An 18,638-nucleotide genomic window follows, 5' to 3' on the forward strand; every position below is an offset into this window, starting at 1 on the left:
CAGTCTATGAAGATACTCCACATTAACTCCTATTTCTCAACCTCGCGATTATTTAGCAACCTCTATGAACGCCAAATTCAAAAAGGCCATGAGTTAACAGTCTATGTCCCAATTGCCTATGAATATCCTAAAGACAAAATCGCTGCAAGCGGCGACTACACAGATATTGTGACAACTCACCACCAGTGGGATCGTCTTCTATTTCACTACAAGCACCGAAAAATTCTCAAAGATATCCTACAGCGCTATCCTATTGGTCGCTTCGATCTGATTCATGCGCATTCTCTTTTTTCCAATGGTTGGGTCGCACGCCAATTATTCTTAAGCCATCAGATCCCTTATATCGTGGCCGTCCGAAATGCTGATGTCCGGACTTTCTTTCAAAAGGCACCCTGGCTACGGTCGGTCGGCCTCAATATCATGCGCGACGCACAAGCAATTGTTTTTATTTCAGAGAATTCCTATAAAGAAGTCTTTGACCACTATGTGCCAGCAAAAGACCAAGAAGCTTTAAAAGCCAAGACTAAAGTGATCGCCAATGGGATCGATGATTATTGGCACTTAAATGCCTATGATCATAAAACAACCGATCTCCACCAGCCCTTAAGAATCATCTCAACTGGCAAATTATTACCTGGTAAACGCTTTATACAGCTTGCTGAAATGGTACAGAATTTATCCTCTCAGATCGGCCCTATTGAATTTCACGTTGTCGGGCCAGACTGGGAACCCAAGATTGCCCAAGAATTAAGAGAAATGGATTTTGTGACCTATCACGGCCCGCTCGCCCCAAGTGAATTGGCCCAATTATATCGACAGATGGATATTTTTGCGCTTTTATCCTATCCAGAAACCTTTGGACTAGTATACCCAGAAGCAATGAGCCAAGGCCTTCCCGTCATCTACACTCGAAATGAAGGCTTTGATTCCTTCTTTGATAATTATCAAGTAGGCGTCTCAGTGGATCGTTTTAGTCAAGAGGAATTTAATGAGGCTGTGACCTATATTTGCTCCCATTACGCGGCCCTCGTGAAAGCAGCCGTTAAAGGAATCCATCCTTTTAAATGGGATCGAATTATTGAAGACTATGAACGCATCTATCACAAAGTTTTGATGACCGCATCAAGAAAATAAAGTAAAAAGTCTTACACTCCCTATTTGATTCAAGTTCGCCCATGATAGGCGGCCTACAATCAAGCAGGAGGTAAGACTTTTTTGGTCGATAGCCCTCTTTTTAATCAATTTGTTGTGTCATAATCTTCGGTCCATCCGCCGTAATGACTAAAGAATGCTCGTATTGCGCGCAATAGCCACCATCCCGGGTGCGAGCAGTCCATCCATTGGCATCCATTTTCATTTTCCAGCTTCCGGTTGTTACCATCGGCTCAATGGTAAGGGTCATTCCTTCTTTTAATCTCAAGCCCTTTCCTGGTTGACCATAATGAGGAACAGCTGGATCCTCGTGGATCGTTGGGCCAATACCATGGCCGATAAAATCCCGTACCACTCCAAATCCTTGTCCTTCAACATAGCTTTGAATGGCATGGCCAATATCACCAATGCGATTTCCTACCCTTGCTTGCTCAATCCCCAGATATAAGGCCCGCTCCGTTACTTCCATTAATCGTTGATGGTCTTCGCTTACTTCGCCTACCGCATAACACCAGCAGGAATCCGAAATTCCCCCATCTAGATCAACACAAAAATCTACCTTGACAATATCTCCCGACTTTAAAGCATAGTCTGAGGGGAAGCCATGACAGATCTCATCATTGACACTCGTACACGTCGCAAAGCGATATCCCTCATACCCAATCTGGGCAGCCACACCTCCTGCCTCTTCGATAGACTTTTGAACAAACTGGTCAATTTGCGCTGTTGTCACACCCACTTTGATAAAATCTCGCAGCGCTACATGGATTCCTGCTAAGACTTTTCCTGAGTCAGTCATTGCTTGAATTTCTCTTTCTGATTTTAATGTGATCATTTTTTACCTACCTTCTTTTCAATTAGCTAAACACCATTTAGTGACCACGCGACACGCTTCCTCTTGAGTCGTTTGATTCAGGAAGGTTTGGACACTGACTATATGGTCTGCTTCTTTCTTACTATCATCCAGATAATTTAATAACTTCACTTGATGATCAGGCAATATTTCATGACCATATTTAATTGAGATTTGTTTAAGTTGATAGTCTGGATGCATTAGTTGATCCATAGCCTGGAAGGCCCAACGGATATATACGAGATTGTTAACGTGTTGATTATTATCAATATCTTCTTCGCCTATTTGACAATTCTCTTCATTATTGAGGGATAAGTGATCGCTTTCCAATACACGCTTAAAATTTTGATCGAGCCGCTTATCAACTAAACAATACACCTCAAGCTTCTGATAGGGGATTGTCACCATCCGTCGAGTCAGAAGATTGAGAGCAGCGAATTGAATCTGAAACTCCATGACTAACTGCGATGATTGCCAAATGCCAAACCATCTATTAACAAAAAAACGATTGGCCTTGGAAACCCGCGTCTCAATCACGACGTATTTTCCTTCATCTGGCACTTTAATGATCTGACCCATATTTTGTGTAATAATCCAAGTCAGATCATCCGGTAAGAAAGGTGCTCCTAATTGATCATTAAGACACCGATCATGGTTAGTGGATGTCTCAAGAATCTTGGATATCAATAAGTCATAATTAAAAGAGTTCGATGTTTTATCTTTAAAAAAGTTTGAATCAATTAAAAACATTTGACTGAAACTTTGATCAATTCTTCCTTCCATCTGGTTCACCTCTTGAAAATTATAACAAACTATCTCCCGTTAATGAACCTCAGACTATAATAAAAAGGACTAAGCCTGAAAGCTTAGTCCTTCATCATTTCATCGATTCTTTTAACTATTTATTTTTTTGTTTAAGAATAAATGACACAACTGCGATTAAAATAATCGCACCAATTAATGCTGGGAAGATATAAACGCTACCCCATTGCGGACCAAACGTTCCTAGGAATTGGCCACCTACCCATGAGCCAAGGATACCTGCGATGATGTTTCCAATCACACCACCAGGAATATCTTTACCCATAATCAATCCAGCTAGCCAACCAATGATCCCACCAACAATTAAAGTAACAATTAATTCCATAATTTCATGCCTTCTTTCTTATTTTATTTAAGTTTATTTTATACTAGATTCGAAGATAAAGCCAATAATATGCTTGCCAAAGTGCCTATTAACTTTAAAGGAATCACTCACAGATCGCTTTCTTTAAATTACAGATTGACAAGGGCTTGTGCACGATCGGTTTTTTTAGCATGGACTTGAATTGCTTTGTCATAAAATTCTAATAGCTTCCGCGTTGCATTCTCCCATGAGTAATGTTCTGCTTCTCGTCTTGATTTTAAGCCCATCTCTTTTAACTTGAGGGGCTGGTCCAGAATGTTAAGTGCCTGCAGTAAAGAGCCCTTGTCTTTAGATTTGAAGATCATCCCTGTATTCATGGGATCAATCTGTTCGAGTGTCGGCCCATTCTCAGCTGCAATCACAGGTGTCCCAGAGGCCATGGCCTCAGAAATCACCAAGCCGAAAGTCTCTGAAATAGATGGGAAAATAAAGGCATCTCCCGTAGCATAGGCGCGGGCAAGTTGCTCTCCAGAAAGAAATCCAGTAAAGGTAACAGGCTTTCCAGTAAAGACTCTTTCTAAATCTTCCCGGGCTGGCCCATCTCCTACAATTGCAAGGCAGATATCGTCTCTTTCGTCAAAAATATGGACAAGCTGGTCCAAATCCTTTTCTGCTGCTAAACGACCAACATAAACTAACAACTTTTTCCCAGGTTGATGGAAGGTCCATTGATCATACAGATCTTGGTCATAAAATTTAGGATGGCGAAGGGTTAAGTCAATCCCTCTGGGTAAAACCCCCTGTGTTGGGATATTTTTTAGTGAAAGCTCTTGGCGTAAACTATCCGATACCGTAATGTTTAAATCGGATGATTGGTGCCAGAATTTAATATAATCCCATAAAATAGGTTTGAACAATGACAAATGATAATGATCAAGATAGTCTGGTAAATGTGTATGATAAGACGTCAACAATGGCACATCTAATCTCTGGGCATACTTAACAGCGGAGGTCGCCATAATAAATGGATTCACTGCATGCACAATATCTGGATTAAAATCCTCGATGATTTGCTTCATTCGACGAGATGGCAACCCCCAAGGCCGTGATGCATACAATGGAAAAGTGAATGAATCCATAGCAACAACTGGAACACCTTGATAGTCTTTGATCCCTAAATCAGGTGAGACCACCAGCACTTCATGTCCCATTTTTTTCATCGCAACGGTCATATGCGCCAAGCGAGTACAGATACCATCGGTTGCTGGTACAAATGTTTCTGTTGCAATTAAAATTCTCATCACAATGCCCTCATTTCCTGTCTTTTGATCACCTGCATCCATTGTAGCTTAGTTTTAATGATTCTGTGTAAACTTAATGTAAAGATTTTGTAAAGATCCTTATTTAATGATGGTTTCTAGTGATTGAATCTCTATTATTAGTCTTTTTTTCCGACTTTTTACTTTTCTTTCTATTTTGTACCGATCGTTTGGACTTTGTCACTTTCAAATCATCATGAGCTGCAATCAGTTGCTGGCGATAAAGCCTACGCCTTTCAAGTTGAATATCAAGGGAAGCTAACATCTTCTTCAAGTCTCGGGCCTCTTGTTCATTTGCCAAGGAAATCACCTGCCCCTTAGCTCCCATCCGTCCCGTACGTCCAGATCGATGGATGTAGCTATGAGGTGTTTTGGCTGAGTGGAAATGAATCACATAAGGAATATTTGGCAGATCAATCCCTCGTGCTGCCACTTCTGTTGTCAATAAAAGTTTCGTTTCTTGTTTATTAAATAAGCTAATTGCGAATTTTCTCTCTTGATTACTTAGGTCACTGTGCAAGACAGAAATGGGAACTTGTTCATAAATCAACTTAGCTGCCACGCGTTCTAAGTCACTAATACGATCAAAAATACCAGCGCCTTCATTGAATCTAAGTGGGTGAGTCGCCTCAAATTTTCAACTTTATTTCGATTATTTGACAGAACAACCATATGGTTCACTGATTGTGCCTGCTCTTCAATCGAGCTTTTTAGAAGAACAGGCACTGGTGATTGAGCATCAAGATAGCGCAGCAAATCTTCGCTTTGAGTCGCCGAGATAAAGGCTTTACGAATATCTCGCATCATACGCCCTTCAATTAGCTCAAGATCTTGGCGGGACTGATTGGTCTTAGCCAATAAATAATCCGCCTCATCATAAATCAACCACTGAACAGTATGGACTTTTAGTTTAGCCGTCTGTTTTAATAATTCTAAGAAACGGCCTGGCGTGGCAATGATCAGCTCTGGTTTCTTCTTCAATTGTTCAATCTGTCTTTTGGTGTTGGCTCCACCGATAAGACTCATAATGGTCAAACCCAAATTCGTTCCCCAGTCACTGCTTACTTGCAGAATCTGTTGAGCTAACTCTTGCGAGGGTGCAAATATGACCGCTTGTAATTGATGGTTGGCTTCTAATTGCATCAATAGTGGAATCAAATAGGCCAGGGTCTTGCCTGTTCCTGTCGGGGATATCGCAGCAAACGACTCTTTGATATTCATTTGCTGAAAGACTTTCTTCTGAATAGCTGTCGGCTCTTGAAAGCCGGCAGCCTGCCATTTTTCTTGTAGAGGAGTGGGTAAATCGTTAAACATCGTCATTTCCTTTCATAAAAAACGGTTAAAAGCCTTTAGATAACTTTTAACCGTCGTTTTTGTTTAAATTAGTTTCGCGGACTGGCGAAGCAAGTCCATAACCTGAGTGACTTGTAGGGAAAGCTGACGCCAATTCTCATATCGCACTTCATGATGAATATCTCCAGGAGATTGTATGACCTCAGCAAAGGTCATTAATTCATCATACATGGGATTAGCAGGTAGGTAGTTAATTAATTGGACGCTCTCGCCTTGCTTATTCACTAATTTGGCCTTGTCAATTCTTGATATGTTATCAATCACAAACGTTTCTTCACCAACATATATTTCACTTGCCAGTATAGAATGTACGGCCTTCGATACAAAGATGGTCACCTGAAATTTTGCATAGGTTAGAACAATTGTGCCGAACAAGTCAATTTTCTGACCATCGTTGATCGCGTGATAGCGAACAGTCTGTGGCATCCCAAATAAATCAATGGCGATATAGAGGGGGTATACCCCCAAATCCATTAAGCTCCCGCCTGCATAAGTAGCAGAAAAGACATTGGGCACTTGCCATCCATTCTCCCTTGCTTCCAAATAGGCCTCATATTTAGATGAATATTGCCCAATATTAAAGTTTGCCCCCATAACAGGCTGTTGACAGGACTCAATCTTTTGCTTAATGAGTGGACGGAGTCGACTGTAATTACGGCTATGGTAATGAAGGGCTGCTTCAAAAATTCGTACTTGATTCTCTTGGGCAAGATCATAAACTTGATGCCATTGGGCCGAACTTGTAAACATGGGTTTTTCAATAATTACATGCTTCTTGGCTTCGACTGCTTGAAGCGCATAATCGACATGGGTCGAATTAGGTGTCGCGATATAGACGACTTGAATCTCTGGATCATATAGAAGAGTACTGATATCCGTTGTATAGTAATCTGCACCATGGTCTTGCTGAAACTGCTTGGCTTTATCGAGATGGCGTGAATGGACGGCCTTTAGGTGGTAATGTTGTGTTAATCTTGCAGCCTCAATCATCTGCGATGTAATCCAAGAAGTGCCGATTGTTGCAAAATTTAACATCTCTAACTCCTTTTTTTATCCAATTCACTATGATCGAAGGACTGCTTCATCAATCCCTTCTAGAAAGGCTTGGATTTCTTCAAGCGTTTCTTTTAAATTTCCTTTCTCGAAGGGGGATTTCAGATTCCCAGCTGCCACAATTTGTGTAAAGGTCTTGGTCCCCCCAATCTTACAAATGGTGAGATAGTCTTGCCAAACCGACTCATCATGATCAATTTGACTTCTCTTCCAGAATTGGAAAGCACAAACTTGAGCCAAAGTGTAATCAATATAATAGAATGGCTCAACAAAGATATGGAGTTGTTTGAACCAGAAACCGCCTTTTTCATAAAATTCGTTCCCCTCGTAATTCTTCCAAGGAGTGTAGATTTTTTCAAGGCGACGCCAGGTTTGTCTTCTTTCTTCAGGAGTCATTTCAGGATGCTCATATACTTCGTGTTGGAAGTGATCCACTAATACGCCATAGGGCAGGAAGAAGATGGTTCCTGCCAAGTGCTGGTATTTGAATTTATCGATCTGGTCACCGAAGAAGTCTTTCATCCATGGCCAAGTCAAGAATTCCATCGACATTGAATGGATTTCACAAGATTCAGAAGTTGGCCAAACGGCTTCAGGCGTTTCAATCCAAAGTGAATTATAAACTTGGAAAGCATGTCCTGCTTCATGCGTTAACACCTCGACATCTCCAGATGTCCCGTTGAAATTGGCAAAGATAAAGGGTGCTTTATAAGCCGGAATATGGGTACAGTAGCCTCCCGTATCCTTACCAGGCTTAGCTTCTAAATCTAATAAATCATTTTCTACCATGAAATCAATAAACTCTCCTGTTTCGTCTGAGAGTTCATGGTACATGTTCACTGCCTTTTCAACAATCTCTTGAGAGCTACCAATTGGCTTGGCATTCCCTTTAGGGAAATTGATCCACAGATCATAATAGCGCAGTTCATCAAGCTCTAACCGTTCTTTTTGGCGTTCCATCAATTTTTCAGCGAGTGGTACGACATATTGACGGACCTCATCACGGTATACTTCAACATCCTGGCGATCATAGTCAAGCCGTCCCATTCGGATATAGCCCACCTCAACAAAGTCTTTAAAGCCTAATTTTTGGGCAATTTCATGACGAACTTTAACCATATCGTCATAAATTCGATCAAAGGTTTCTTGGTGTTTATGATACCAATTCGCAATGAGCTCAGAAACTTCTTGACGGACCTTCCGATCGGTTGATTGGGCTAAGGCACCAATACTGGATAAATTATAGGTTTCCCCCTGATATTCGAGGACCGCTGAAGCTTTCAACTTCCCATATTCTGAGACTAATCGGTTTTCCTTTTGTAGAAGAGGAATAATTTCTGGCTTGGTAATCCGAAGCGTGTTCTCTGCGATCTTGAAGAAAGTTTCTGGCAGTTCCTTTTCTAAATCATGACGGTAAGGACTCTCAAGTGTTGCCCGGTAATAATCACAAGCCCAATCTGCAATAATTGGTAGCTGGTTATCCCAGAAATCATTTTCTTGGGCATAGAAATCATCACGTGTATCAATAGAATGGCGAATAGAGCAAAGGGTTGACTGAGTCTGAATATTATTTTGAATAGCCTGGACTTCCCTTACTGCATTGACCGCCTCATCCGAGTTCTTAGCCTCTCGAATGGCTTGGACACTTTCCTTATAAGCCTGCTCAATTTGATTAATATCTGGCCTTTGATACTCAAATTCATTAAACTTCATTATTTCACGTCCCTTATCCTTTTTAATCAGTATAGCATAGGACCCTCCCCTTGAATACGGATCCGCTTCTAAACTTTTCATAGGATATTTGGTATAATTAGAGCGAATAAATTGACGGTTTAGAGGGATATCATGACTCAAAAACAACAGTTCAAAGGAATTGTAACCAGCCAAAAGCTTATCAAGGCGAGTGACCCAACACTCGTCCTCTTTAAGTTAAATCTGATTGATTCTCCAATGAATCCCAAGCACTTAATTCATCAAGAGCTGGTTTCGATCATCGCCCGTAACCCTTTAACCTTTTTGCTGGAAGTCCATCTAAATGATCGCATCATTATTTATGGGCACTTCAACCAACGGAAGCAGTTTGTCACTGAACGTTACCTCATCGAAAAACATCAAACTGCTGAAGATGAACTTATAGCCAATCGCTATCCTAAACGAAAGGAGTACTAATGACTGAGGAAACGCCCCAAGAAATTCGTTCAACTATCGAGAAAAAGTTAGCATTATTACCTGAATTGCCAGGTTGCTACTTGATGTATGATAAAAACAATAAAATCATCTACATCGGCAAAGCAAAAAATCTTAAGAACCGAGTTCGGTCTTACTTTCGTGGCGCACACGATACGAAAACCACTAAACTCGTTGCAGAGATCCACCACTTTGAAACGATTGTCACTAATAGCAATAAAGAAGCGCTTATTCTTGAAATCAATTTAATCCAAGAATACCGGCCTCAATATAATATTAAATTAAAAGACGGGACGATGTATCCCTATCTCAAAATAACCAATGAGCGTGACCCCCAATTGATTATCACAAATCAAGTCTTAAAAGATGGTGGGCATTACTTTGGGCCATTTCCCAATGTAAAAGCTGCAACGGCTACCCAACAGCTTTTGCATAAGGTCTACCCTTTACGACGGTGTGGTAAGAATGAAACACGCGCCTGTTTTTATTATCATCTGGGGCAGTGCATCGGGTGCTGTGATCATCCAATATCCAAAGAAGAATACCAAGACCAGATCCAGCATATTAAAGACTTTTTTAACGGAAATGTAGCAGTGATCAAAAAAGACCTTCAAATAAAGATGCAAGAGTCCGCTGAGAAACTTGACTTTGAACAAGCTGCAGACTATCGTGATCAAATCGATTATCTCACCACAACTGTTGAGAGACAGACCATTATGTCAAAAGATTATGACAACATGGATGTCTTTAATTATTATTTTGACCGCGGTTGGTTGTCCATTCAAACTTTCATGCTCAGACAAGGATCCATCCTCAAAAGGAAGGCCGCACTCTTTCCAATTTATGGAGAAAGAGATCCAGAAGATGAGGTCACGACTTACATTGCGCGCTTCTATAAAGAAAAGGCCCAAGTCATGCCTAGAGCGATCTTAGTGCCAGCCAGTGTGGATCAGGCCCTATTGGCAGAGGTCTTCGAAGTTCCAATTCAAACACCCTTGCGAGGCAAAAAGCGGTCAATGCTAGAATTATGCGAGAAAAATGCTAAATTAGCACTCGATGAAAAATTTAGACTTTTAGAAATGAGCACCCGCAAAACCCTAGGTGCCATTGAAGAACTCGCTAATTATTTAAACATTGATAAAGCAGAATACATAGAGGCCTTTGACCACTCCAATATTCAAGGGAGCCATTCTGTCTCAGGGATGGTTGTTTATCGGCAGGGAAAACCCGACCGTAAAAGTTATCGTAAATTTAAGATCAAAACAGTTACCGGCAGTAATGAGTTTGCCCATACTCAAGAAGTCATCCGCAGAAGATATACCCGACTTTTAAAAGAAGAAGCTATCCTCCCTGATCTCATCCTGATGGACGGTGGAATCATTCAGGTCCGAGCCGCACGAGATGTCCTTGAAAATGAGCTCAACCTTATGACTCCTGTAGCAGGTATGGTAAAAGATGACCACCACCGGACTGCAGCCCTCTTAGATGGTTACAAAGAAGAACTCGTTCCCGTCGATCCACATAGTCAAGCCTTCCACCTCATTCAAAGAATTCAAGAGGAAGTTCACCGCTACGCGATCTCCTATCACCGCCAAGTACGCGCTAAAAGCCAATACGCATCAAGACTTGACCAAATTGAAGGTGTGGGACCGGTGACACGTAATAAGCTCTTAAAACACTTTAAAAGTATCAAGAATATTCAAACAGCCAGTATTGAAGAGATGCGCAAATTAGGGATTACCCGACCAGTTGCTCAAAAAATTCATCAATCGCTGAATCCCTCGGATACTGTCGACTAAGCTCTTTTACTGGCAAGCATAGACGAAAAAAAGCCGCTATGCTATCATAACTAAGTTAATGACTATCGAAATAAAGATGGAGGCTTGTAATATGTGTGGAATTGTTGGATTTTTAGATCATCGTACAAGAGAAGATAAAAAGCCGATTATAGAAGAAATGATGGAGGCTATCATTCACCGTGGACCTGTTAGTGCAGGACACTATCTTGATGAATCAATCGCTTTAGGTTTTAGACGCTTGTCAATCATCGATTTAGCAGGTGGTGATCAGCCCCTTTATAATGAAGATCGGTCGATGGTCCTAACGTTTAATGGTGAGATTTATAATTATCAAGAACTTAGAGAAGACCTCCTCTCAAAGGGACACCATTTTACGACCGAAACAGATTCAGAAGTCTTAATTCATGGCTATGAAGAGTATGGACCAAATTTATTGAAAAAATTACGCGGTATGTTTGCCTTCGTCATCTGGGACCAAAAGAAGAAAGAATTATTTGGTGCCAGAGACCACTTTGGTATTAAGCCGCTGTATTATACTCAAATGGGCAACAGCTTTATCTATGGATCTGAAATTAAAGCACTCTTGCGACACCCAGATTTCAACAAAGTCCTCAACAAGAAAGCCTTAAAACCCTACTTAACCTTTGAATATTCGGGGTTGAAAGAGACCTTTTTCAAAGGAGTCTATCGGCTTGAGGAAGGCCATTACTTTGTTTATCGTGAGGGAGACTTAGAGATCCAGCAATATTGGGATGCCAGCCCCCGTGAGGAGGAAATGACACTTCAAGAAGCAGTGGCAGCTATTGAACAAGCTGTCGAAGAATCCGTCAATGCCCATAAAATAGCAGATGTAGAAGTCGGTAGCTTTCTATCAAGTGGCGTTGATTCAAGTTACGTTGCGGCTCTCTTAAAGCCTGATAAAACCTATTCTGTTGGTTTTGGAGAGCATTCTTATAATGAATCACGCGAAGCTAAAATGTTGGCGGACCTTCTGGGCATCGAGAATCGGTCTCTCCTCCTATCTGGTCAGCAAGCCTTTGAAGAGTTCCCTCTCATTCAATATTACCTAGATGAGCCGGATGCCAATCCTTCACTCATCCCCCTCTACTTTCTTTCAGAGTTGGCCAGTCGAGATGTCCGAGTCGTGATGAGCGGCGAAGGGGCGGACGAATTATTTGGGGGCTACACTAATTATGGCTTCAATTCAAATTCACGCCTCATCCTAAAGATTGGGGAAGCCTGCCGTAAATTACCAGAAAAAATGCGCCATTCATTGGCAAATCTAATGGACCACCTGCCAAATTTCAAAGGAAAGATGCACCTTCATAGCACCCTTAAAGACCCTAGTAAATCGTTTGCAGGACATTCATGGGTCTTCGATGAAGATGAAGCAGACCTTTATCTCAACTCAGATTATCAAGAATCAATACCTGTCTTCGATATTGTGGCAGAGTACTATCAAAAGGCCCAAGAGCTTTCTGATTTAAAGAAAATGGAGTACGTTGATCTCCACCATTGGATGCCAAAAAATATCCTCCTAAAGGCAGACCGCATGTCAATGGCTCATTCCTTAGAAGTTCGAACCCCCTTACTTGATATCCGAATGATGGAATTAGCAGAAAGAATCCCAACTAAATTTCAAATTAATGAATATAATACAAAATATGCCTTTCGCTTGGCAGCTGAACGCCATCTACCGAAAGAATGGTCACAACGTCCTAAACTGGGCTTCCCAGTCCCAATTAAAGATTGGCTTAGAGATGAAACCTATTACCAGCATATCAAAGAGACCTTCAGTCAAGATTTTGTAAGAGAATTCTTTAATCAGGATAAGATTCTACAATTACTTGAAGATAACTACCAAGGAAGAGTTAAAGCCCAACGTAAAATATGGACCCTCTATACTTTCCTCACTTGGTATGATGTATACTTCCTCAACGATGGCCGCAAGCCAAATAAGCAAAAATTTTAAAGGCCTATTTTGTCCAACCTTGCCCTGAATCCTATTGCAAGGCCCAATGATCGATAAAGAAAGATGTGACACTATGCAGACACAAGATTTTGTTCCAATTGTCATTGGCTCAAATAAAGGAGCCTATTCCTTATGTCGTGCCATTCATGAATATTACCGGATCAAACCCGAAAGTATTATTGTTCACGATCTCCAAGGCACAAAGTACTCTCAAATTATCACTAAACACTTTTACCCTCATTTGTTGACCGATTTCCCTCAGACCATGCAAGAGGTCATTACTCATTTTTCAGCGGCTTATCCTGATCTTCCTAAGATCATCTTTGGATCAGATGATTGGTTCGTTGAACAACTTGTCACCTATCGTGATCTTTTCCCAAATGATTGGACCGTCCCTTATGTATCCCAAGCCATCCATGATCAAGCAATTGATAAGTCAAACTTTTATGAAATTTGCCAGACCCATCACATTCCCTACCCTCAGACCTTCTCTGAAAGTGAGCTGGACCAACTGCCTGATCACTTATCCTACGTAGTCAAGGCCGCTAATACCCCTCTCTACCAGAATTTATCTTTCAAAGGGAAAGAAAAAGTCTACTTATGCCCAAATAAGTCCCATGCTCAAGCAGCCGTCAAATTAATCCGTGAAGCAGGCTATCATGATTCTATTGTCATTCAAGAACAGCTCGCATTAAAGCCAACCTACCAAGCCTCGATTACTGCTTATCGGTCACCGCATGACCTTGAAATTAAACTCATTTCCTTCGGTAAAGTAATGGTCGAAGATCCAACCCCAGAATCTCTAGGCAACAACTTGGTAATTCTCACGCAAGAAATTGATCCAAAAGTCTATGATGATTCGAAACGATTGCTGGAAGCATTGGAATGGACAGGTTTTGCTAATTTTGATCTGATCTATAATGAACGTACCGGAGAGTATAACTTTTTAGAAATTAATCCCCGCTTACCAATGACTAACTATTATGCTACTGCTGCTGGTGGCAATGTGGCGAAATATTATATTGAAGATTACCTCTTAAAAAAACCGATGGACCTTACGATTTTAAGGGAAAATGTTGTCTTCACTTCCCTAACCAAACATTTGACCCAAAAAGTCATCGGTCAAACACCAGACTGGCAAACTGTTGCATCTTGTTATCAAAAAGGGCAAGTTTATAATGCCTTCAGTTATCACAAAGAGTGGGATCCTCGCCGCCACTTATACGTCCTATTAAACAAGCTAAATTATTACCGAAAGTTTAAGCGAGTCAATTTTATCTAAAGATTTAAGGCTGTAACCACGCCTTAACACAACGAAATACACCAAATGTAAAATCACTGGCTCATGCTCATAAGGCATGTCCCTAGAAGGCCACTTTGCCTTCTTGTGACTTTACATTTGGTGTATTTCATTCTTTTTGTATTGAAACATCTGGCTCTTTATTTTGAAGAATTGTTCACACTCTCTCAATGGCAATGATCATCATATTTTATCGCTTTTTTGCCTTCTCCTAGAATCAACTCTCACTCTATCTCTTTGCTCCAGCTGGGATGAGATGACCTCTAACGCTTAATTAAATCTCCTCAGCCATGGAATCATCAATCTCTAAGGATATTTCTTCCACTTCAGGGGCAAATGTGAAGCCTTCCCCATCCACCTGTTGAATAGCATTTACTGTAATAAATGCCTTTGGATCATGCTTATGAATAATTTTTTCAACAGCCATCAGCTGACGATTTGAGACCACAATATAAAGAATGTTCCGTGCGTTTTTGGAGTAGAAGCCATAACCATTTAAGACCGTAACACCTCGTTTTACTTTATCCATTACTTCTTGGCCAATCGCCTCATATTCATCTGAAATAACCATCAGGGCGTTCTTAGGATTATAGCCCGTAATCCAAAAGTTTAAGACACGACTCCACAGCAGAATGCCTATAATTGAAATGACCCCTTTTTCCATGCCGATCACGAAGAAAAGCATTCCCACAATGATTGCATCACACAGGAACAAGGCAGTCGAAACACTCATCCCAAAGTACTTATTAATAATCAGAGCAATGACATCCGTTCCACCAGTTGACCCTCCACCACGAATCACGATACCCAATCCAGACCCCATTAAGATTCCGGTCACGGCTGGTGCTACCAATTGGTTTTCTGGAACGAACTCATAAGGATGCACCCATTTTAAGAATAAGGACAGGGCTGCAATCGAAACTAAGGTATATAGAATTGTCTTTCGATCCAATAAAGTCCACCCCAATATAAGAACAATAACATTTAAAATAAAAGCGGAGATAGGGATATCAAAATTTAATGCATAGTATAGCAAAAGACTTAATCCAGTAATACCACCCTCCCCTAATTCATTTGGAACAGACACCATATTTACAGATAAGGCTACTAAAAATGTCCCAAAAATTGTCATTGCCAGCGATACGATTGTTTTCTTCATTGAACCACTTCCTTATATACTGATAGATTTATTTTACCAGAAATTAAACCGCTTTCGTATTATAAAAAAATAAAATCTGCCTGATTCTTAAACAGGCCGTAAATAGAAGCCAATAAAAAAACTAGTTGTCTGCACAACTAGTTTTTTAAACCTACATGGTCTTTAGTTTTTCCATAATTAATTGGTTTACCACTTGCGGATTGGCTTTGCCTTTTGACTGTTTCATGACTTGACCCACAAAGTAGCCAACCGCTCGATCCTTACCATTTTTATAATCTTCAACAGTCTTAGGATCTCCTTCAATAATTTCCGCAATCATTGGCCTTAGGACCTCTGGATCTGAAATTTGAGCCATTCCCTTTTCCTCAACAATTTTTTGAGCATCTCCACCTTGATCTGCTAGGATTTGGAAGAGCTGTTTAGCGATCTTTGAGGAGATGGTCCCATGATCAATTAATTGAATCATTTGACTGAGGTTAGCGGGAGTCAGGCCTGTTTCAGCCAGTGCTTTTTGTTTAGCATTTAGATAGGCAGAAACTTCTCCCATTAACCAATTCGAAGCTTGTTTAGGGTCTGCTCCAGCAGCGACGGTTTGGTCGAAGAAATCAGACATTTCTCTTTGCAAGGTTAAGACCATTGCATCGTATTCAGGCAGGTCATATTGAGTCGTATAGCGCGCCCGTCGTTCTTCTGGCATCTCAGGCATTTCACTCTTAACCTTATCAATCCAGGCTTGATCAATCGTCAAAAGTGGGATATCAGGCTCAGGGAAATAACGATAATCCGCTGCCCCTTCCTTAACTCTCATCAGAACTGTCTTACCTGTCTTTTCATCGTAACGCCGTGTTTCTTGTTGAATACGGCCTCCAGACCGCAACACATTCGCTTGACGCCCCTCCTCATAGGCTAACCCTTTTCGGACGTAGTTAAAGGAGTTGAGGTTCTTAATTTCTGTTTTTATCCCAAATGTTTCTTGTCCATAAGGTCTAATCGAAATATTCCCATCACAACGTAAAGAGCCCTCTTCCATCTTAACATCGGATACCCCTGTGAACATGATGCGCTCTCTCAGTGCTTCAAGAAAAGCATAAGCTTCCTCTGGTGAGCGGATATCAGCTTCAGTTACGATTTCGATCAATGGAGTTCCTTGCCGATTAAGGTCTACATAGGAGTACCCATCTGTCCCATGCGTATTTTTACCAGCATCTTCTTCTAAGTGGACACGTTCAATCCGTATCCGACGTTTTTCGCCTTCGACTTCAATATCAAGATAGCCATTTGCTCCGACTGGCTGGTCTAATTGAGAAATTTGGTAGGCAGCTGGAGAATCGGGGTAGAAATAATTCTTCCGGTCAAATTTCATTTCAGGTGCGATTTGGCAATTTAAGGCCAAAGAAGCCTTCATACCGTATTCGACCGCTTGTCGATTCAGAGTGGGCAAGACCCCTGGATATCCCCAGTCTTTTTCATTGGTATTAGCATTAGGATCTGCTCCAAATCCAACTGGGGAATTGGAGAAAATTTTTGAGTGCGTCTTTAGTTCAACATGGACTTCAAGACCAATTATTGTTTCAAAATTCATTCTATGTCAGCCTCCTATATTTCTGGTGCCTGATGGTGAAAGTCATGGCCGCTTTCGAAGGCATGGGCAACTTGATAGATAAGTGCCTCGCTACCTGCTGGCCCAGTAAGAGCCATCCCAATTGGCAAACCTTGATGGTCAAATCCAGCTGGCAAGGAGATACTTGGGATGCCTGCCAAGTTGATAGGAACCGTTAATAAATCTGCTACATACATCTCAAGTGGATCATTTGATCGCTCGCCTATTTTATAGGCTGTACTTGTTGTGACTGGACCCATGATTAAATCATACTCTTCAAACACGCGCTCAAAATCTTCGCTGATTAAAGTCCGAACTTTTGCAGCTTGATTAAAGAACGCATCATAAGCCCCTGCACTGAGTGAAAAAGTACCCAGCATGATCCGTCTTTTTACCTCTTCACCAAAACCTTCTGAACGAGATTTGATATATATTTCGTCGAGGTTATGGGCATCGCTTGACCGATGACCATACCGTATCCCATCAAACCGTTGTAAATTCGATGAGGCTTCAGCAGATGATATAATATAGTATACATAAATCCCATATTCCGAATATGGAAGAGACACTTCCTCGACAATCGCGCCTTGGTCACGGAAGTAGTCAGCGGCTTGTTGAATGGCCTGACGTACTTCCTCAGAGATTGCTTCTGATTGGTATTCCTTAGGGAATGCGATCCGCTTTCCAGCAATTGTCTGGCCAATCAAGGCATCAAATGCTTGAGTTGAATTTGGTAAGCTAGTCGCATCATTTGGATCCTGCCCAGCAATTGCTTGTAAGAGAAGTGCATTATCTTCAACGGTTAAGGTCATAGGGCCAACTTGATCCAGACTGGATCCAAAGGCAATCACGCCATGACGGGATACTCTACCATAAGTTGGCTTCATCCCCACTAAACCAGTAAAAGCAGCTGGTTGTCTAATGGATCCACCTGTATCCGTTCCAAGTGCTCCTGGAACTTGACGAGCAGCTACTGCTGAAGCAGACCCCCCCGAAGAACCTCCCGGTACCCGTGTTAAATCCCATGGGTTGTGCGAAGTCTGGAAGGATGAATTTTCAGTGGACCCTCCCATAGCAAATTCATCAAGGTTCACTTTTCCAACGATCACAGCACCTGCTTTTTTCAGTTGTTTAACAACAAAAGCATCATAAGTTGGAACAAAATCCTCAAGCATCTTACTCGCCGCTGTTGTGACATATCCTTTGGTTAAAATATTATCCTTAACAGCAATTGGGACCCCATTTAAAAGAAGTTGGTCATCTTCATAGCCACGTTGATCCGCTTCTTTGGCCGCTTCTAAAGCTGGCTGATAATAATCTTCATAATGGATAAAGGATTTGACCTGATCTTCTTTACTTTCAATTTGTTGGAAAGTATGTTCGACGATCTCGACAGAAGTAAAGTCCCCCTTTTTCAGACCTTCTTTGATTCCTTTAATAGTAGTCGGAAATTGTTTCATTTAGGCACCCTCTCCTTCTTCAATAATGACTGGCACTTGAATATAGCCATCCTGAGCTGCCGGAGCGTTCGCTAGTAAATCTTGGTAATGATCATTTTGAACGGCAATGTCTTCCCGGTAAACATTATGGAGCTGGTTACCATGAAAAGTTGGTTTTACGCCGTCTGTATTGACAGCTTGCAACTTTTCCACCATATGGATAATATCCTGCATGGCAGGAGTGAATTGATCCAGTGTCTCCTCATCAAAACTTAACTTGGCTAGTTGCGCCACGTGCTTTACATCATCCCGTGTTATCATATCTT

The 18,638-nt window shown here is 41.3% G+C and carries 17 protein-coding genes; 5 read left to right on the forward strand and 12 right to left on the reverse strand.

The annotated features are described in order from the left end of the window. Positions 1–6: 6 nt before the first annotated feature. Positions 7–1,134 carry a glycosyltransferase family 4 protein gene (locus tag HMPREF9708_RS02355; protein WP_006308466.1) on the forward strand — a complete coding sequence of 376 codons (1,128 nt, stop codon included), beginning with the start codon at positions 7–9 and terminating at the stop codon, positions 1,132–1,134. Between the two features lie 100 nt (positions 1,135–1,234). Here HMPREF9708_RS02355 and map read toward each other — a convergent pair whose 3' ends face one another. The 8 genes from map to HMPREF9708_RS02390 form a co-directional block, all read right to left on the reverse strand. Then, on the reverse strand, positions 1,235–1,987 hold the full coding sequence (gene map, locus HMPREF9708_RS02360) for a type I methionyl aminopeptidase (protein WP_006308467.1): 753 nt from the start codon (positions 1,985–1,987) through the stop codon (positions 1,235–1,237). Positions 1,988–2,005: 18 nt separating this feature from the next. Beyond that, on the reverse strand, positions 2,006–2,788 hold the full coding sequence (locus HMPREF9708_RS02365; RefSeq protein WP_006308469.1) for an acyl-ACP thioesterase domain-containing protein: 783 nt from the start codon (positions 2,786–2,788) through the stop codon (positions 2,006–2,008). A 115-nt stretch (positions 2,789–2,903) separates the two neighbouring features. Next, positions 2,904–3,152: a GlsB/YeaQ/YmgE family stress response membrane protein gene (locus HMPREF9708_RS02370; RefSeq protein WP_006308474.1), complete on the reverse strand. Its 249-nt coding sequence runs from the start codon at positions 3,150–3,152 to the stop codon at positions 2,904–2,906. Positions 3,153–3,280: 128 nt separating this feature from the next. After that, on the reverse strand, positions 3,281–4,432 hold the full coding sequence (locus HMPREF9708_RS02375) for a glycosyltransferase family 4 protein (protein WP_006308475.1): 1,152 nt from the start codon (positions 4,430–4,432) through the stop codon (positions 3,281–3,283). Between the two features lie 103 nt (positions 4,433–4,535). Continuing rightward, the gene (locus tag HMPREF9708_RS07860) at positions 4,536–5,012 is read right to left on the reverse strand and encodes a helicase-related protein (RefSeq protein ID WP_006308476.1); all 477 of its coding nucleotides are present in this window, start codon (positions 5,010–5,012) and stop codon (positions 4,536–4,538) included. 5 nt (positions 5,013–5,017) lie between these two features. Next, positions 5,018–5,764: a DEAD/DEAH box helicase gene (locus tag HMPREF9708_RS07865; protein WP_006308478.1), complete on the reverse strand. Its 747-nt coding sequence runs from the start codon at positions 5,762–5,764 to the stop codon at positions 5,018–5,020. Positions 5,765–5,827: 63 nt separating this feature from the next. Continuing rightward, positions 5,828–6,838, reverse strand: a complete 1,011-nt coding sequence (locus HMPREF9708_RS02385; protein WP_006308487.1) for a Gfo/Idh/MocA family protein — start codon at positions 6,836–6,838, stop codon at positions 5,828–5,830. A gap of 27 nt (positions 6,839–6,865) precedes the next feature. Beyond that, positions 6,866–8,569 carry a M3 family oligoendopeptidase gene (locus HMPREF9708_RS02390; RefSeq protein ID WP_006308489.1) on the reverse strand — a complete coding sequence of 568 codons (1,704 nt, stop codon included), beginning with the start codon at positions 8,567–8,569 and terminating at the stop codon, positions 6,866–6,868. Between the two features lie 132 nt (positions 8,570–8,701). Between HMPREF9708_RS02390 and HMPREF9708_RS02395 the strand changes: the two genes are divergently transcribed. The 4 genes from HMPREF9708_RS02395 to HMPREF9708_RS02410 all read left to right on the forward strand — a co-directional run bounded on the left by HMPREF9708_RS02395 (position 8,702) and on the right by HMPREF9708_RS02410 (position 14,096). Next, on the forward strand, positions 8,702–9,025 hold the full coding sequence (locus HMPREF9708_RS02395) for a hypothetical protein (protein WP_006308491.1): 324 nt from the start codon (positions 8,702–8,704) through the stop codon (positions 9,023–9,025). Beyond that, positions 9,025–10,842: an excinuclease ABC subunit UvrC gene (uvrC, locus tag HMPREF9708_RS02400; protein ID WP_006308493.1), complete on the forward strand. Its 1,818-nt coding sequence runs from the start codon at positions 9,025–9,027 to the stop codon at positions 10,840–10,842. Before HMPREF9708_RS02395 ends, uvrC begins: the two co-directional genes overlap by 1 nt. A 91-nt stretch (positions 10,843–10,933) precedes the next feature. Beyond that, positions 10,934–12,814, forward strand: a complete 1,881-nt coding sequence (asnB, locus tag HMPREF9708_RS02405; RefSeq protein ID WP_006308496.1) for an asparagine synthase (glutamine-hydrolyzing) — start codon at positions 10,934–10,936, stop codon at positions 12,812–12,814. A 73-nt stretch (positions 12,815–12,887) separates the two neighbouring features. Then, positions 12,888–14,096, forward strand: a complete 1,209-nt coding sequence (locus HMPREF9708_RS02410; RefSeq protein WP_006308498.1) for a carboxylate--amine ligase — start codon at positions 12,888–12,890, stop codon at positions 14,094–14,096. Between the two features lie 292 nt (positions 14,097–14,388). Here the strand turns inward: HMPREF9708_RS02410 and HMPREF9708_RS02415 are convergent, their stop codons facing one another. From HMPREF9708_RS02415 to gatC, 4 genes are all read right to left on the reverse strand, one after another. Continuing rightward, positions 14,389–15,273 carry a YitT family protein gene (locus HMPREF9708_RS02415; RefSeq protein ID WP_006308500.1) on the reverse strand — a complete coding sequence of 295 codons (885 nt, stop codon included), beginning with the start codon at positions 15,271–15,273 and terminating at the stop codon, positions 14,389–14,391. A 151-nt stretch (positions 15,274–15,424) separates the two neighbouring features. Next, a complete protein-coding gene (gatB, locus tag HMPREF9708_RS02420) occupies positions 15,425–16,855 on the reverse strand; it encodes an Asp-tRNA(Asn)/Glu-tRNA(Gln) amidotransferase subunit GatB (protein ID WP_006308502.1) in 1,431 nt (476 codons plus the stop codon). 14 nt (positions 16,856–16,869) lie between these two features. Next, positions 16,870–18,333, reverse strand: coding sequence for an Asp-tRNA(Asn)/Glu-tRNA(Gln) amidotransferase subunit GatA (gatA, locus tag HMPREF9708_RS02425; RefSeq protein ID WP_006308504.1), 1,464 nt, complete (start codon positions 18,331–18,333; stop codon positions 16,870–16,872). Then, on the reverse strand, positions 18,334–18,633 hold the full coding sequence (gene gatC / locus HMPREF9708_RS02430) for an Asp-tRNA(Asn)/Glu-tRNA(Gln) amidotransferase subunit GatC (protein ID WP_006308506.1): 300 nt from the start codon (positions 18,631–18,633) through the stop codon (positions 18,334–18,336). It lies immediately after the preceding gene. Positions 18,634–18,638: the final 5 nt, after the last annotated feature.

This window comes from Facklamia languida CCUG 37842 (assembly GCF_000245795.1).
In the GTDB taxonomy this organism is placed as follows: domain Bacteria; phylum Bacillota; class Bacilli; order Lactobacillales; family Aerococcaceae; genus Facklamia; species Facklamia languida.

Bases quoted from the DNA above. Each gene is read 5' to 3' on its own strand.
- HMPREF9708_RS02385 (WP_006308487.1), bottom strand. From the start codon at position 6,838: ATGTTAAATTTTGCAACAATCGGCACTTCTTGGATTACATCGCAGATG.
- HMPREF9708_RS02415 (WP_006308500.1), bottom strand. From the start codon at position 15,273: ATGAAGAAAACAATCGTATCGCTGGCAATGACAATTTTTGGGACATTT.
- gatC (WP_006308506.1), bottom strand. From the start codon at position 18,633: ATGATAACACGGGATGATGTAAAGCACGTGGCGCAACTAGCCAAGTTA.
- HMPREF9708_RS02365 (WP_006308469.1), bottom strand. From the start codon at position 2,788: ATGGAAGGAAGAATTGATCAAAGTTTCAGTCAAATGTTTTTAATTGAT.
- HMPREF9708_RS07865 (WP_006308478.1), bottom strand. From the start codon at position 5,764: ATGTTTAACGATTTACCCACTCCTCTACAAGAAAAATGGCAGGCTGCC.
- map (WP_006308467.1), bottom strand. From the start codon at position 1,987: ATGATCACATTAAAATCAGAAAGAGAAATTCAAGCAATGACTGACTCA.
- gatA (WP_006308504.1), bottom strand. From the start codon at position 18,333: ATGAAACAATTTCCGACTACTATTAAAGGAATCAAAGAAGGTCTGAAA.
- HMPREF9708_RS02375 (WP_006308475.1), bottom strand. From the start codon at position 4,432: ATGAGAATTTTAATTGCAACAGAAACATTTGTACCAGCAACCGATGGT.
- HMPREF9708_RS02410 (WP_006308498.1), top strand. From the start codon at position 12,888: ATGCAGACACAAGATTTTGTTCCAATTGTCATTGGCTCAAATAAAGGA.
- HMPREF9708_RS02370 (WP_006308474.1), bottom strand. From the start codon at position 3,152: ATGGAATTAATTGTTACTTTAATTGTTGGTGGGATCATTGGTTGGCTA.
- HMPREF9708_RS02355 (WP_006308466.1), top strand. From the start codon at position 7: ATGAAGATACTCCACATTAACTCCTATTTCTCAACCTCGCGATTATTT.
- asnB (WP_006308496.1), top strand. From the start codon at position 10,934: ATGTGTGGAATTGTTGGATTTTTAGATCATCGTACAAGAGAAGATAAA.
- HMPREF9708_RS02390 (WP_006308489.1), bottom strand. From the start codon at position 8,569: ATGAAGTTTAATGAATTTGAGTATCAAAGGCCAGATATTAATCAAATT.
- gatB (WP_006308502.1), bottom strand. From the start codon at position 16,855: ATGAATTTTGAAACAATAATTGGTCTTGAAGTCCATGTTGAACTAAAG.
- uvrC (WP_006308493.1), top strand. From the start codon at position 9,025: ATGACTGAGGAAACGCCCCAAGAAATTCGTTCAACTATCGAGAAAAAG.
- HMPREF9708_RS02395 (WP_006308491.1), top strand. From the start codon at position 8,702: ATGACTCAAAAACAACAGTTCAAAGGAATTGTAACCAGCCAAAAGCTT.